The 14964-nt window shown below is 75.1% G+C and carries 11 protein-coding genes and 1 riboswitch; of the genes, 10 read left to right on the top strand and 1 reads right to left on the bottom strand.

Annotated features, from left to right (window positions below; genetic code table 11):
• Positions 1 to 4: 4 nt before the first annotated feature.
• Complete coding sequence (locus ACZ4K2_RS32235; RefSeq protein ID WP_467478962.1) at positions 5 to 718, bottom strand: class II aldolase/adducin family protein; 714 nt, start codon at positions 716 to 718, stop codon at positions 5 to 7.
• A 765-nt stretch (positions 719 to 1483) separates the two neighbouring features.
• Between ACZ4K2_RS32235 and ACZ4K2_RS32230 the strand changes: the two genes are divergently transcribed.
• The 10 genes from ACZ4K2_RS32230 to cobI all read left to right on the top strand — a co-directional run bounded on the left by ACZ4K2_RS32230 (position 1484) and on the right by cobI (position 14951).
• On the top strand, positions 1484 to 2128 hold the full coding sequence (locus ACZ4K2_RS32230; protein ID WP_467479054.1) for a lysozyme: 645 nt from the start codon (positions 1484 to 1486) through the stop codon (positions 2126 to 2128).
• Between the two features lie 143 nt (positions 2129 to 2271).
• Positions 2272 to 3522: an inorganic phosphate transporter gene (locus ACZ4K2_RS32225; RefSeq protein WP_467478961.1), complete on the top strand. Its 1251-nt coding sequence runs from the start codon at positions 2272 to 2274 to the stop codon at positions 3520 to 3522.
• A gap of 37 nt (positions 3523 to 3559) precedes the next feature.
• Positions 3560 to 3787 (top strand): hypothetical protein, encoded by a 228-nt coding sequence (locus ACZ4K2_RS32220; protein WP_467478960.1) that lies wholly within the window; start codon positions 3560 to 3562, stop codon positions 3785 to 3787.
• Between the two features lie 132 nt (positions 3788 to 3919).
• A riboswitch (cobalamin riboswitch) is annotated at positions 3920 to 4060 on the top strand.
• A 100-nt stretch (positions 4061 to 4160) separates the two neighbouring features.
• Positions 4161 to 5105, top strand: a complete 945-nt coding sequence (locus tag ACZ4K2_RS32215) for a cobalamin biosynthesis protein (protein WP_467478959.1) — start codon at positions 4161 to 4163, stop codon at positions 5103 to 5105.
• Positions 5102 to 6610 (top strand): cobyric acid synthase, encoded by a 1509-nt coding sequence (locus ACZ4K2_RS32210; RefSeq protein WP_467478957.1) that lies wholly within the window; start codon positions 5102 to 5104, stop codon positions 6608 to 6610. Before ACZ4K2_RS32215 ends, ACZ4K2_RS32210 begins: the two co-directional genes overlap by 4 nt.
• A complete protein-coding gene (gene cobN / locus ACZ4K2_RS32205; RefSeq protein WP_467478955.1) occupies positions 6607 to 10257 on the top strand; it encodes a cobaltochelatase subunit CobN in 3651 nt (1216 codons plus the stop codon). Before ACZ4K2_RS32210 ends, cobN begins: the two co-directional genes overlap by 4 nt.
• Positions 10254 to 12263, top strand: coding sequence for a putative cobaltochelatase (locus ACZ4K2_RS32200; RefSeq protein ID WP_467478954.1), 2010 nt, complete (start codon positions 10254 to 10256; stop codon positions 12261 to 12263). Before cobN ends, ACZ4K2_RS32200 begins: the two co-directional genes overlap by 4 nt.
• Positions 12263 to 12862 carry a cob(I)yrinic acid a,c-diamide adenosyltransferase gene (gene cobO, locus ACZ4K2_RS32195; RefSeq protein WP_467478953.1) on the top strand — a complete coding sequence of 200 codons (600 nt, stop codon included), beginning with the start codon at positions 12263 to 12265 and terminating at the stop codon, positions 12860 to 12862. The genes ACZ4K2_RS32200 and cobO overlap by 1 nt, the downstream gene beginning before the upstream one ends.
• The gene (locus ACZ4K2_RS32190) at positions 12859 to 14208 is read left to right on the top strand and encodes a cobyrinate a,c-diamide synthase (RefSeq protein ID WP_467479052.1); all 1350 of its coding nucleotides are present in this window, start codon (positions 12859 to 12861) and stop codon (positions 14206 to 14208) included. The genes cobO and ACZ4K2_RS32190 overlap by 4 nt, the downstream gene beginning before the upstream one ends.
• The gene (gene cobI, locus ACZ4K2_RS32185; RefSeq protein ID WP_467478951.1) at positions 14193 to 14951 is read left to right on the top strand and encodes a precorrin-2 C(20)-methyltransferase; all 759 of its coding nucleotides are present in this window, start codon (positions 14193 to 14195) and stop codon (positions 14949 to 14951) included. The genes ACZ4K2_RS32190 and cobI overlap by 16 nt, the downstream gene beginning before the upstream one ends.
• The last annotated feature ends 13 nt before the right edge of the window (positions 14952 to 14964 follow it).

The following is a 14964-nucleotide window of genomic DNA, read 5'->3' as shown; positions in this document are numbered from 1 at the left end:
GGGGTCACCTCCGTTGACCGTACCCCTTCAAGCGTGCCCCGGCCTCCGCCAGTTGTGCCTCGCTCAGCAAGGACGGTGTCAGGCCCGGCACCGACGACGCGGTCAGCCACAGCCGGCACATCCACTCGAGCTGGGCGGTGCGGTCGTAGGCCTGGTCGAGCGTGGCGCCGTGGGTGATCGTGCCGTGGTTGCGCAGCAGGCAGCCGGAGCGGCCGTCGAGGGCGCGGAGCATGTGCGCGGCGAGTTCCTCGGTGCCGTAGGCGGCGTAGGGGGCGACCCGGACGGGGCCGCCCAGCGCGGCCGCCATGTAGTGGACGAGCGGCAGCTCGGACACGAGCGTGGAGACCGCGGTCGCGTGCACCGCGTGGGTGTGGACGACGGCCCGGGCTCCGGTGGTGCGGTAGACCGCGAGGTGCATGGGCAGTTCGCTGGTCGGGACGAGGGTGCCGAGCACCTGGTGGCCGGTGAGGTCGACGCCGGTGACGTCGGCGGGGGTGAGCCGGTCGTAGGGGACACCCGAGGGGGTGACCAGCACGAGGTCTCCGCTGCGGGCGGAGACGTTGCCTGAGGTGCCGACCACCAGCCCGTCGGCGACGGTCCGGCGGGCCGTGGCGACCAGATCCGCCCAGAGCCGTGCGACGTCCGGCGGCACGTCCGGCCGTGGTTCCGCCCGGGCTTCCTGTCGTTCCTCTGCCGTGTCCCGCCGGGGTTCAGCCATGCGGCGATCCTCCCAGCCGGGGCGCCGGGCGGCGGGCGGTCGGGGCGTTCCGGTCCGGAATTCATACGACCGAACGGGCGGATTGCGGGGCGAATCGTCTGAATTCGACCCGGATTTCGTGATCAATGAGCCTTCAATGATCCCTCATGCCCACTCGACGTCCGCCGCCGCCCGCACGGGTGGGGCGCCCGTCGTCCGCCATCTCCGGGGAGACGCATGTCTCGTGAACACACCTCCGTCCGCCGCCGCGCCGGTGTCGTCGCGACGGCCACGGCGGCGGCCCTGGCCGTCACGGGCGCCGCGCCCGCGTCGGCCGCGGCGCCGGTACCGGCCGGCCCGCCGGTGTCCGCGGCGGCGCTGCGGCCGGCCGGGCCGGCGGAAGCGGCAGGGCTGGGGGAAACGGCAGGGACGGGGGAAGCGGCGGGACTGACGGTTCCGGCCGCGCCGGCCACCGGGCGGACCGGCTTCCCCGCGCCGCCCCGGATCCCCGGATTCGCGACCCCCGCGACACCGGCCGGAGCCCCCGCGCACGCGACCCCCGCCGCCCCGGCCCCGGCACCCGGATTCGCGCCCCCCGCCGTCCCCGCTCGCACCACCGGGCTCGCGGTCCCCGCCGCGCCCGCCCGTACCACCGGGTTCCTGACGCCGGCCGGACCGGGGGAGCCGCTCGGCTCCCGCGAGGGCGCCCGGTCGCCGCGGTCCGCCCCGCCCCCGGCGCCCGCCCGGCCGCGGCGGCCCGGCCGTACGCGGGCGGCGGCCACGGGATTGCCCAAGGGGCCCAAGGGGCACGACGTCTCGTCGCACCAGCGGACCGTCGACTGGCGGACCGCCCGGACCAAGGGCGCGCGGTTCGTCTACGTCAAGGCGACCGAGTCCACGAACTACCGCAATCCCTACTTCTCCGGGCAGTACGACGGCGCCCTCAAGGCCGGCCTGCTCCGGGGGGCGTACCACTTCGCCCTGCCGAACCGCTCCTCCGGCGCCAAGCAGGCCGGGTACTTCGTGCGGCACGGCGGCGGCTGGCAGGCGGACGGCTGGACGCTGCCGCCCGCGCTCGACATCGAGTACAACCCGTACGACGCGAAGCACCAGTGCTACGGACTGGGCAAGAAGCGGATGGTCGGCTGGATCCGGTCGTTCAGCGACGAGGTCAGGCGGCGGACCGGCCGCCGCCCCGTGATCTACACCACGACCCACTGGTGGAAGCTGTGCACCGGGAACAGCCGCGCGTTCTCCAAGGACCACGCCCTGTGGATCGCCCGGCACGGCACCTCGCGCCCGGGGGCGCTGCCGGGCGGCTGGCGGTACTGGACGTTCTGGCAGTACCGCGCCAAGGGCACGCTGCCGGGTGACCAGAATCTCTTCAACGGCACCACGGGCCGCCTGCGGCTCTTCGCCCTGGACGAGTAGCCAAGGGGCGCTTGGGCCGAGGGAGCGAAACGGAACGCCGGACCCGCGTTACGGACACTCTCACGCCCGACCCAGTTCATCTTCCGTTCACCCAGGTTGCCTACGTTCAACCAGCCAACGACCTCGAACGATTGCCTGGGTAAATGGAAAGCTTCTCGCTGATCCTCGCGATTGTGGTGGTAACCGCACTTGCGTTCGATTTCACGAACGGTTTCCACGACACCGCGAACGCGATGGCCACCACCATCTCCACAGGCGCCCTGAAGCCCAAGATCGCGGTGGTCATGTCCGCCGCCCTCAATCTTGTGGGCGCCTTCCTCTCCGTGGAGGTCGCGAACACGATCTCCAAGGGTCTCGTCGACGAGAGCGGCATCCGTCCCGAGGTCATCTTCGCCGCCCTGGTCGGCGCGATCCTCTGGAACCTGCTGACCTGGCTGGTCGGTCTCCCCTCCAGCTCCTCGCACGCCCTGATGGGCGGCCTGGTCGGCGCCACCGTCGCCTCCGCCGGTCTCGGCGCCGTCCACGGCGACGTCCTGGTCACCAAGGTGCTGCTCCCCGCGGTCGCCGCGCCGCTGGTGGCGGGCCTCGCCTCGATGCTGGCCACCCGCTTCTCCTACGGCATCGCCGGCGCCGAGGGCGAGGCCACCCGCAAGGGCTACCGCGTCGGCCAGATCGCCTCCGCCGGCCTGGTCTCCCTCGCCCACGGCACCAACGACGCCCAGAAGACGATGGGCATCATCACCCTGGCCCTGGTCACCGGCGGCTCCCTCGCCCCCGGTTCCAACCCTCCCACCTGGGTGATCCTCTCGGCCGGTCTGGCCATCGCGCTCGGCACCTACATCGGCGGCTGGCGCATCATCCGCACCATGGGCACGGGCCTGACCGACCTGGAGCCGCGCCAGGGCTTCGCCGCCCAGACCAGCGCCGCGACCGCCATCCTGGCCTCCTCGCACCTCGGCTTCTCCCTCTCCACCACCCACGTCGTCTCCGGCTCGGTGATGGGCGCGGGCCTCGGCCGCAAGGGCGGTGTGGTCCGCTGGTCCACCGCGACCCGCATGGTCGTCGCCTGGCTGCTCACCCTCCCGGCCGCCGCGCTGGTCGGCGCCGCCGCCGAGTCCGTGACCGACCTGGGCGACTGGGGCACCGCCGCCGTCGCCGTCTTCCTGGTCGCCGCCAGCGCCGCGATCTGGAAGATCTCCCGCCGCGAGGTCGTCGACCACACGAACGTCGTCGCCGAGGACGCGGAGCCGGCCGGTGTGGTCACCACCGCCATCGCCGCCGTGATCCCGCCGCCCGCGGGCACCGTCGCCGAGAACCCGGTCCCCGCCTTCCCGCAGCAGACCGCCGGTCCGGTCCGGGTCGCCGAACCCGCCCCGCCGGCCGCCACCGTCTGACCCCGGCCCCTCCCCCGGTTACCAAGGAAGCAGCCCCATGAAGATCGACTGGTCGGCCATCGGCTCCGTCTTCGGCGTCAGCCTCGTGTTCACGGTGGGCCTGGTGGCCCTGTTCACCCTCGGTATCAACGGCCTGGCCCGGCGCGAGAAGGCCGCGGCCCGGGGCGGCTCGGCCGGCCTCGCCGTCACCGGCGCCTACGTCTGCTTCGCGGCCTGCGCGGCGGCGGTGGCGTACGGCATCCACCTGATCGTCGCCAAGCCCTGACCCGGTCCGGCCGCGGCCGGACACCCCCCGAAGCTCCCCTCCGCCACCAGGAGGGGAGCTTCCGGCATGCCCGCAGGCAGGCGCTGTGGGGATGGGCACACTCTCCCTCCGCAGGTCAACGGCAAGTTGACGGCTGTTCGGAACGCGTGGTGGACTGCCCACGCCAAGTACGGCGGCAAGAGAGGAAGCCGGTGCGAATCCGGCGCGGTCCCGCCACTGTCACCGGGGAAGAACCCCCGGGAGCCAGGAACTCTCACCGCCGATTCACGTCGAACCAGGGCGCGGACACCCTGAGTGAGGACACAGATCGCCATGCCCGGCTGCCGAAGGACCCGTACCAGGACCGCTCCTGTGCCCACGGCCGGCTGAGCCGATGGGTGCCGATCGCACATACGCGTACGGTGCCGCCGCCGGCGTCCTCGGCGACCTCCTCCTCGGCGATCCGCGCCGCGGGCACCCGGTCGCCGTCTTCGGCCGGGCGGCCGGAGCCGTGGAGAGCGCCCTGTGGCACGACCACCGCGGCTGGGGCGCCCTGCACACCGTCGTGTGCGCCGGCGGCGCCGTGGCGCTCGGCGCGCTGGCCGTACGGGCCGTACGCCCCTCCCCCGCCGCGTCCGCCGCGCTGACCGCCGCCGCCACCTGGGCCGTCGTCGGCGGCACCTCCCTCGCCCGGGAGGCCCGCGCCGTCGGGCGCGCCCTGGAGGCCGGGGACGTCGAGGCCGCCCGGGCCCGGCTGCCCCACCTGTGCGGCCGGGACCCGCAGGCGCTGGACGCCGACGGGATCGCCCGCGCCGTGGTCGAGTCGGTCGCCGAGAACACCTCCGACGCGGTGGTCGGCGCGCTCGTCTGGGGCGCCGTGGCCGGGGTCCCGGGCCTCCTCGGCTTCCGCGCGGTCAACACCCTGGACGCCATGGTGGGCCACAAGTCGCCCCGGTACCGGCGCTACGGCTGGGCCTCCGCCCGTCTCGACGACGTCGCCGGCTGGCCCGGGGCCCGGCTGACGGCCCTGCTGGCCGCGGCGGCCGGACCCGGTCCGCGCGGCGCCCTGCGCGCCTGGCGGGCCGACGCCCGCCGGCACCCCAGCCCCAACGCCGGCCCCGTCGAGGCGTCCTTCGCCGGCGCCCTCGGCGTCCGGCTCGGCGGAACGCTCTCCTACGGCGGCCGGGTCGAGCACCGCCCCGTGCTCAACGGCGCCGCCGGACGGCCGGTCCGGGCCGCCGACATCGACCGGGCGGTACGGCTCTCCCGCCGGGTCGGCCTGCTCGCCCTCGGCGCCACGGTCGCCGCGCGCGCACTCCTGAAGGGACGTGGCAAGTGAACGGTGGTCTCCTCGTCGCCGGCACCACCTCCGACGCGGGCAAGAGCGTCGTGACCGCCGGCATCTGCCGCTGGCTGGTGCGCCAGGGCGTGCGGGTGGCGCCGTTCAAGGCGCAGAACATGTCCCTCAACTCGTTCGTCACGCGCGAGGGCGCCGAGATCGGCCGGGCCCAGGCCATGCAGGCCCAGGCCTGCCGGGCCGAGCCGACCGCGCTGATGAACCCGGTGCTGCTCAAGCCCGGCGGCGAGCAGAGCAGCCAGGTGGTGCTGCTGGGCAAGCCGGTGGGCGAGCTGAGCGCGCGCGGCTACCACGGCGGGCGCCAGCAGCGGCTGCTCGGCACGGTGCTGGACTGCCTGGCCGAGCTGCGGAGCACCCACGACGCGGTGATCTGCGAGGGGGCCGGGAGCCCGGCGGAGATCAACCTGCGCCGGACCGACATCGTCAACATGGGCGTGGCCCGGGGGGCGCGGCTGCCGGTGCTCGTCGTCGGCGACATCGACCGCGGGGGCGTCTTCGCCTCCTTCTTCGGCACGGTCGCCCTGCTCTCGCCGCAGGACCAGGAGCTGGTCGCCGGCTTCCTGGTGAACAAGTTCCGGGGCGACGTCGGCCTCCTGGAGCCCGGGCTGGACATGCTCCGCGACCTCACCGGACGGCGGACGTACGGGGTGCTGCCCTTCCGGCACGGGCTGGGCATCGACGAGGAGGACGGGCTGCGGCTGTCGCTGCGCGGTGCCGTCCGCGAGTCCGCCGTCGCTCCCCCGGTCGGCGCGGACGTGCTGCGGGTCGCCGTGTGCGCGGTCCCGCTCATGTCCAACTTCACCGATGTGGACGCGCTGGCCGCCGAACCCGGCGTCGTGGTGCGGTTCGTGGACCGGCCGGAGGAACTGGCCGACGCCGACCTCGTCATCGTCCCGGGCACGCGCGGGACCGTCCGGGCCCTGCGGTGGCTGCGGGAGCGCGGGCTGGCCGACGCGCTGGCCCGGCGGGCCGCCGAGGGCCGCCCGGTGCTGGGCGTCTGCGGCGGCTTCCAGATCCTCGGCGAGCACATCGAGGACGAGGTCGAGTCCCGCGCCGGACAGGTCGCCGGGCTCGGACTGCTCCCCGTGCGGGTGCGGTTCGCCCGCGAGAAGACGCTGGCCCGGCCGGCCGGCACGGCCCTCGGCGAACCGGTCGAGGGCTACGAGATCCACCACGGCGTGGCCACGGTCGAGGGGGGCGCCCCCTTCCTGGACGGCTGCCGGGTCGGACAGACCTGGGGCACCCACTGGCACGGCTCGCTGGAGTCGGACGGCTTCCGCCGGGCCTTCCTGCGCGAGGTGGCCGCGGCCGCGGGCCGCCGGTTCGTCCCCGCGCCGGACACCTCCTTCGCCGAGCTGCGCGAGGAGCAGCTCGACCGGCTCGGCGACCTGATCGAACAGCACGCGGACACCGGCGCGCTCTGGCGGCTCATCGAGTCGGGCGCGCCGCGAGGACTGCCCTTCATCCCACCGGGAGCGCCCGCATGAGCACAGTGTTGTTGTTGTCGACCGCCGACACGGACCTGCTGGCCGCCCGGGCCTCCGGCGCCGGCTACCGGATCGGCAACCCCACCCGGGTCGACGTCGCCGGGGAACTGCCCGGCCTGACCGAGGGCGCGGACATCGCCGTCGTACGGCTGCTGGGCGGCAAGCGCGCCTGGGAGGACGGGCTGGCCGCGCTGCGGGCGTCCGGTGTCCCGACCGTGCTGCTGGGCGGCGAGGCCGTGCCGGACGCCGAGCTGATGGCCGAGTCCTCGGTGCCGGCCGGTGTGGTGGCCGAGGCGCTGAAGTACCTGGTGGAGGGCGGCCCGGAGAACCTGCTGGAGCTGTCCCGGTTCCTGTCGGACACCGTGCTGCTGACCGGCGAGGGCTTCGAGGAGCCGCGCCGGATGCCGGAGTTCGGGGTGCACGGCGGCTACGAGCGGCGCGCGGACCGGCCGACCGTGGGCGTGCTCTTCTACCGGGCCCACGAGCTGAGCGGCAACACCGCCTTCGTGGACACCCTGTGCCAGGCGATCGAGGCGCGGGGCGCCAACGCCCTGCCCGTGTACTGCGGTTCGCTGCGCGGCGCGGACCCGGCGCTGTACGAGCTGCTGGGCCGGGCCGACGCGCTGGTCGCCACCGTGCTCGCGGCGGGCGGCACGCACGCCTCGCAGGCGTCGGCCGGCGGCGACGAGGAGGCCTGGGACATCGGGGCGCTCGCCGACCTGGACGTCCCCGTCCTCCAGGGGCTGTGCCTCACCTCCTCGCGGGCCGCGTGGGACGAGTCCGACGCGGCGCTGTCCCCCATGGACGCGGCGATGCAGGTCGCGATCCCGGAGTTCGACGGCCGGCTGATCACCGTCCCGTTCTCCTTCAAGGAGCAGGGCCCGGACGGCGTCCCCGTGTACGTCGCCGACCCCGAGCGGGCCGCCCGCGTCGCCGGGATCGCCCTCGGGCACGCCCGGCTGAAGCACAAGCCGAACGCGGAGAAGAGGATCGCGCTCGTCTTCACCGCGTACCCGACCAAGCACTCCCGCGTCGGCAACGCGGTCGGCCTGGACACCCCCGCGTCGGCGGTCCGGGTGCTGGACGCGCTGCGGGACGCCGGGTACGGGCTCACCGAGTACCCGGACGGCGGCGACGAGCTGATCCACCGGCTCATCGAGGCCGGTGGCCACGACGTGGAGTGGCTGACGGAGGAGCAGCTGGCCGCCGCGCCCGCGCGGGTGCCGCTGGCCGACTACCGGGCGTGGTTCGGGAAGCTGGACCCGGGGCTGCGGGACGCGATGACCGAGGCGTGGGGCGAGCCGCCGGGCGGTCTGTACGTGGACGGCGACGACATCGTGCTGGCCTGCCTGCGGTTCGGGAACGTCGTCGTGATGATCCAGCCGCCGCGCGGCTTCGGCGAGAACCCGATCGCGATCTACCACGACCCCGACATGCCGCCCTCGCACCACTACCTGGCCGCCTACCGCTGGCTGGAGAACAGCTTCGGCGCCGACGCGATCGTGCACATGGGCAAGCACGGCACGATGGAGTGGCTGCCGGGCAAGGGCCTCGGGCTGAGCGCCGGCTGCGCCCCGGACGCCGTCCTCGGCGAGCTGCCGCTGATCTACCCGTTCATCGTGAACGACCCCGGCGAGGGCACCCAGGCCAAGCGGCGCGGGCACGCCACGGTCGTCGACCACCTGGTGCCGCCGATGGCCCGCGCGGACACCTACGGGGACCTGGCCAAGCTGGAGCAGCTGCTGGACGAGTACGCGCTCGTCTCCGACCTGGACCCGGTGAAGGCCCCGGCCGTCCGCGCCCAGATCTGGACGCTGGTCAAGGCGGCCGAGCTCCACCACGACCTGCACGTGGACGAGCAGCCGGACGACGACGCGTTCGACGAGTTCGTCATGCACATCGACGGCTACCTGTGCGAGATCAAGGACGTGCAGATCCGTGACGGCCTGCACGTCCTGGGCGGCGGCCCGGTCGGCGAGCCGCGGGTGAACCTGGTCCTCGCGGTGCTGCGCGCCGCGCAGGTGTGGGGCGGGCAGGCCGACGCGCTGCCCGGCCTGCGGGCCTCGCTGGCCGCCCACTTCGGGCTGGACGAGAAGGAGCTGCTGGGCGCGCCGGGCGCGCCGGTGAAGGTGCCGGTGGAGCTGACCGAGCTGGCCGAGGGGCCGTCGCGGACGGCTTCCGACGCGATCGACCTGCTGGAGCAGTTGTGCCGGCGGATCGCGCAGGGCATGGAGGAGCGGGGCTGGGAGCGCACGGCCGCGCCCGTCGTCCTCGGCGGGGTGCTCGGCTCCGAAGTCCCCCCGGCACTGGGCGTGCTGGAGTTCGCGTGCGACGAGGTCGTGCCGCGGCTGGCGCGGACCACCGACGAGATCGGGCACATCCTGCGGGCGCTGGACGGCGGTTACGTCCCGGCCGGTCCCTCGGGCTCGCCGACCCGCGGCCTGGTGAACGTGCTGCCGACCGGCCGGAACTTCTACTCGGTCGACCCCAAGGCCATCCCGTCCCGGCTGAGCTGGGAGGTGGGCCAGTCGCTCGCCGACTCGCTGGTCGCGCGCTACCTCCAGGACACCGGCGAGTACCCGGAGTCGGTGGGCCTGACGGTGTGGGGCACGTCCGCGATGCGCACCCAGGGCGACGACATCGCCGAGATCCTGGCGCTGCTGGGCTGCCGCCCGGTGTGGGACGACGCCTCGCGCCGGGTGACCGGCTTCGAGGTGGTCCCGCTCGCGGAGCTGGGGCGTCCGCGCATCGACGTCACCGTGCGCATCTCCGGCTTCTTCCGGGACGCGTTCCCGCACGTGGTGGGGCTGATCGACGACGCGGTGCGGGCGGTGGCCGGGCTGGACGAGCCCGCCGACGCCAACTACGTGCGGGCGCACGTGGACGAGGACACCGCCGCGCACGGCGACCGGCGCCGGGCGACGGCCCGCATCTTCGGTTCCAAGCCGGGGGCGTACGGCGCCGGGCTGCTGCCGCTGATCGACGCCCGCAACTGGCGCTCCGACGCGGACCTGGCCGAGGTGTACGCGGTGTGGGGCGGCTACGCCTACGGGCGCGGGCTCGACGGGCGGGCGGCGCGCGGCGACATGGAGACCGCGTTCCGGCGGATCGCCGTGGCCGCGAAGAACGTCGACACCCGTGAGCACGACCTGGTCGACGCCGACGACTACTTCCAGTACCACGGCGGCATGGTCGCCATGGTCCGGCACCTGACCGGCGCCAACCCCGAGGCGTACGTGGGTGATTCCGCCGTGCCGGACCAGGTGCGGACCCGCACGCTGGGCGAGGAGACCCACCGGGTGTTCCGGGCGCGCGTGGTGAACCCGCGCTGGATGGCGGCCATGCGGCGGCACGGCTACAAGGGCGCCTTCGAGATGGCGGCGACCGTGGACTACCTGTTCGGCTACGACGCCACGGCCGGCGTGGTCGACGACTGGATGTACGAGAAGCTCGGCGCGGAGTACGTCTTCGACCCGGAGAACCGGGAGTTCATGAAGAAGTCCAACCCGTGGGCGCTGCGCGGGATCACCGAGCGGCTGCTGGAGGCGGCGGACCGCGGACTGTGGGCGGAGCCGGACGCGGACACGCTGGAGCGGCTGCGCGCCACCTACCTGGAGCTGGAAGGCGACTTGGAGGGCGACCAGTGACCACCCCCTTCCCCTTTACGGCCGTCGTCGGGCAGGACGACCTGCGGCTCGCGCTGCTGCTGAACGCGGTGTCCCCGGCGGTCGGCGGTGTGCTGGTGCGCGGCGAGAAGGGCACCGCGAAGTCGACGGCGGTGCGGGCGCTGTCGGCGCTGCTGCCCGAGGTCGCCGTGGTGCCGGGCTGCCGGTTCTCCTGCGACCCGGCGGCCCCCGACCCGTCCTGCCCGGACGGGCCGCACGAGCCGGGGCCCGGCGCGGCGCGCCCGGCCCGGATGGTCGAACTCCCCGTCGGCGCCTCCGAGGACCGGCTCGTCGGCGCGCTCGACATCGAGCGGGCACTCGCCGAGGGCGTGAAGGCGTTCGAGCCGGGCCTGCTGGCCGACGCGCACCGCGGGATCCTGTACGTCGACGAGGTCAACCTGCTCCACGACCACCTGGTCGACCTGCTGCTGGACGCGGCGGCGATGGGCGCCTCGTACGTGGAGCGCGAGGGCGTCTCCGTGCGGCACGCGGCCCGGTTCCTGCTCGTCGGCACGATGAACCCCGAAGAGGGCGAGCTGCGCCCGCAGTTGCTGGACCGGTTCGGGCTGACCGTGGAGGTGGCCGCCTCGCGGGAGCCGGACCAGCGGGTGGAGGTCGTCCGGCGCCGGCTGGCGTACGACGACGACCCGGCCGGTTTCGCCGCGCGGTGGGCCGAGGAGGAGGCCGCCGTACGGCAGCGGATCGTGGCGGCGCGGCGGCTGCTGCCCGAGGTGCGCCTCGGCGACGGGGCGCTGCGGCAGATCGCGGCGACCTGCGCGGCCTTCGAGGTGGACGGCATGCGCGCCGACATCGTGATGGCGCGCACCGCCACCGCGCTGGCCGCGTGGGCGGGGCGGACGGACGTCCTCGCCGAGGACGTCCGGCAGGCCGCGCTGCTCGCGCTGCCGCACCGCAGGCGCCGCAACCCCTTCGACGCGCCGGGGCTGGACGAGGACCGGCTGGACGAGACGCTGGAGCAGTTCTCGGGCGAGGACGACGGCGAGGGCGACGACGACCCCGATCCCGGCCCCGGCGGGCCCGGCGGCGGGGGGCGGCCCGCGCCGGACGACGGTCCGCAGGACGACGGGGGCGCCGCGGCGCGGCCCGAGGCCGGCGAGGGCGGCGAGCCGCAGGCGTCCGGCGGGCGGGAGCAGCCGGCCGCACGCGCCGCCGAGCCCTTCCGGACGAAGGTGCTGAGCGTGCCCGGGATCGGCGAGGGCGCCGCCGGGCGGCGGTCGCGGGCGCGGACGGAGCACGGGCGGACGACCGGGGCCCGGCGGCCCCGCGGGACGCTGACCAAGCTGCACCTGGCGGCGACCGTGCAGGCCGCGGCCCCGCACCAGCGGGCCCGCGGGCGGTCCGGGCCGGGCCTGGTGGTCCGCCGGGACGATCTCCGGCAGGCGGCCCGGGAGGGGCGCGAGGGCAACCTCGTGCTGTTCGTGGTGGACGCCTCGGGGTCGATGGCGGCGCGGCAGCGGATGGGCGCGGTCAAGGGTGCCGTGCTGTCGCTGCTGCTCGACGCCTACCAGCGGCGCGACAAGGTCGGTCTGGTGACCTTCCGGGGCGCCGCCGCGGAGGTGGCGCTGCCGCCGACGTCCTCCGTGGACGCCGCCGCCGCGCGGCTGGAGTCGCTGCCGACCGGCGGGCGCACGCCGCTCGCGGCCGGGCTGCTGAAGGCGCACGAGGTGCTGCGGGTGGAGCGGCTGCGCGATCCGGCGCGGCGGGCGCTGGTGGTCGTGGTGACCGACGGGCGCGCCACCGGAGGACCGGAACCGGTCGCGACGGCGGGGCGGGCGGCGCGGCTGTTCGCGGCCCAGGGCACCGCGTCGGTGGTCGTGGACTGCGAGTCGGGGCCGGTGCGGCTGGGTCTCGCCGGACTGCTCGCGGGTGAGCTGGGCGGTACGGCGGTGACGCTGCAGGAGCTGCGGGCCGACTCGATCGCCGGGCTGGTCAGGGATGTGCAGGGTACGCAGGGGAGGGCCGCGTAGTGCCGCAGGGACAGCCGAGTGCCGTGCCGGACGACGGGCTGACGACGCGTCAGCGCCGCAACCGTCCGCTGGTCGTGGTGCACACGGGCGTCGGGAAGGGCAAGTCCACGGCCGCGTTCGGGCTCGCGCTGCGGGCCTGGAACCAGGGGTGGCCCATCGGGGTGTTCCAGTTCGTCAAGTCGGCGAAGTGGAAGGTCGGCGAGGAGAACGCGCTGCGCGTGCTCGGCGCCTCCGGCGAGGGCGGCACGGTCGACTGGCACAAGATGGGCGAGGGCTGGTCCTGGGTCCAGCGGGACGCGCAGCTCGACAACGAGGAGAAGGCCCGCGAGGGCTGGGAGCAGGTCAAGCGCGACCTGGCCGCCGAGACCTACCGGCTGTACGTCCTCGACGAGTTCGCCTACCCGATGCACTGGGGCTGGGTCGACACCGACGAGGTGGTCGAGGTGCTGCGCGCCCGCCCCGGCACCCAGCACGTGGTGATCACCGGCCGGAACGCGCCGGGGAAGCTGGTGGAGTTCGCCGATCTCGTCACCGACATGTCCAAGGTCAAGCACCCCATGGACGCGGGCCAGAAGGGCCAGAAGGGCATCGAGTGGTGAGGCCGGCGGTGCCCCGGCTGGTCGTCGCCGCGCCCTCCTCGGGCAGCGGCAAGACCACCGTGGCCACGGGGCTGATGGCCGCGTTCGCCGCGCGGGGGCTCGCCGTGTCCCCGCACAAGGTCGGGCCGGACTACATCGACCCCGGGTACCACTGCCTCGCCACCGGGCGGACGGGGCGCAACCTGGACGCGTACCTGTGCGGGCCGGAGCTGGTCGCCCCGCTGTTCCTGCACGGGGCGCGGGGCTGCGACCTAGCCGTGGTCGAGGGCGTGATGGGCCTGTACGACGGGGCGGCGGGCGAGGGCGAGCTCGCGTCCACCGCCCAGGCGGCCAAGCTGCTGCGGGCGCCCGTGGTGCTGGTCGTGGACGCGTCGTCGCAGTCGCGGTCGGTGGCCGCGCTGGTGCACGGGTTCGCCTCCTGGGACCCGGAGGTGCGGATCGGCGGCGTGATCCTGAACAAGGTGGGGTCCGACCGGCACGAGGAGCTGCTGCGGGAGGCGCTGGACGCGGCGGGGGTGCCGGTGCTGGGGGCCCTGCGGCGGGCCCCGCGGGTGGACACGCCGTCCCGGCACCTCGGGCTGGTGCCGGTCGCCGAACGGCGCTCCGCCGCGACGGACGCGGTGGCCGCGATGGCCGCCCAGGTGGAGCGCGGCTGTGATCTGGAGGCCCTGCTCGGCCTGGCGCGGAGCGCGGGAGACCTGTCGTGCCCGCCCTGGGAGCCGCCCGTGCGGGCGCCGGGAAGGCGTGCGGTGGTCGCCGTCGCCGGCGGGCCCGCCTTCACCTTCTCCTACGCCGAGCACACCGAGCTGCTCACCGCCGCCGGCGCGGAGGTCGTCACCTTCGACCCGCTGCGGGACGAGCGGCTGCCCGAGGGCACGGCCGGGCTGGTCGTCGGCGGCGGGTTCCCCGAGGTGTACGCGGCCGAGCTGTCGGCCAACGAGCCGCTGCGCGAGGCGGTCGCCGCACTGGCGCGCTCCGGTGCCCCGGTGGCCGCCGAGTGCGCCGGGCTGCTCTACCTGTGCCGGGAGCTGGACGGCCTCCCCATGTGCGGCGTGCTGGACGCGGGCGCCCGGATGACCGGGCGGCTGACCCTCGGCTACCGGGACGCGGTGGCCGTCGGCGACAGCGTGCTGGCGCCGGCCGGGACGCGGATGCGCGGGCACGAGTTCCACCGCACCGTCGTCGAGCCGGGTGCCGGTGCCGCCCCCGCCTGGGGTGTGCGGACCCCGGTCCGGCGGGTCGAAGGTTTCGTACAGCAGGGCGTGCACGCGAGTTACCTGCACACGCACTGGGCGTCCGAGCCCGGTGTCGCCCGTCGGTTCGTGGAGAGGTGCCGGACGTCATGAGCAAGCTGGTCGGGGTGGGGGTCGGTCCCGGTGATCCGGAGCTGGTGACCGTCAAGGGGGTCAACGCGCTGCGCGCGGCCGACGTCGTGGTCGTACCGGTGATGGCCGCGCCCGACGGGACGGACGGCGGGGAGCCGGGCCGGGCCGAGGCGACCGTGCTGCACTACGTGCCCGCCGGGAAGGTCGTCCGGGTGGTGTTCGCGCTGAACGAGCGGACCGACCGGGCGCGCCGGGAGGCCGCCTGGGACGTGGCCGGCGGCCGGGTCGCGGAGCTGCTGCGACGGCACGCGTCCGTGGCCTTCGCGACCATCGGCGACCCGAACGTGTACTCGACGTTCACCTATCTCGCACAGACGATCGCCGAGCTGGTGCCGGGGGTCGTGGTGGAGACCGTGCCCGGGATCACCGCCATGCAGGACCTCGCGGCGCGCTCCGGCGCCGTGCTGACCGAGGGCACCGAGCCGCTGACGCTGGTGCCGGTCACGGCGGGGTCGGCCGTGCTGGAGGACGCGCTGGCCGGGCCCGGGACCGTGGTCGCGTACAAGTTCGGGCGGCAGGCCGCCGAGGTGGCCGAGGCGCTCGCGCGCACCGGGCGGCTCGGGAACGCCGTGTGGGGGTCCGCGCTGGGGCTGCCGGAGGAGTCGGTGCGGCCGGCCGCCGAGTTGGACGGGGCGCCGCTGCCGTACCTGTCGACGCTGATCGCGCCGCCGCGGCGGGACGGCGGCCGGGGCGGGAAGCTGTGACCGGGTCCCCGCG

It is taken from the genome of Streptomyces sp. NPDC025833 (assembly GCF_055558055.1).
The sequence above is the reverse complement of the archived record's forward strand: the minus strand, read 5'-3'. Positions and strand labels throughout refer to the sequence as shown.

What these genes read in the sequence shown, in the direction of transcription:
- ACZ4K2_RS32235 (WP_467478962.1), bottom strand. Translation starts at nt 718, where the DNA reads ATGGCTGAACCCCGGCGGGACACGGCAGAGGAACGACAGGAAGCCCGG.
- ACZ4K2_RS32225 (WP_467478961.1), top strand. Translation starts at nt 2,272, where the DNA reads ATGGAAAGCTTCTCGCTGATCCTCGCGATTGTGGTGGTAACCGCACTT.
- ACZ4K2_RS32220 (WP_467478960.1), top strand. Translation starts at nt 3,560, where the DNA reads ATGAAGATCGACTGGTCGGCCATCGGCTCCGTCTTCGGCGTCAGCCTC.
- ACZ4K2_RS32215 (WP_467478959.1), top strand. Translation starts at nt 4,161, where the DNA reads ATGGGTGCCGATCGCACATACGCGTACGGTGCCGCCGCCGGCGTCCTC.
- cobN (WP_467478955.1), top strand. Translation starts at nt 6,607, where the DNA reads ATGAGCACAGTGTTGTTGTTGTCGACCGCCGACACGGACCTGCTGGCC.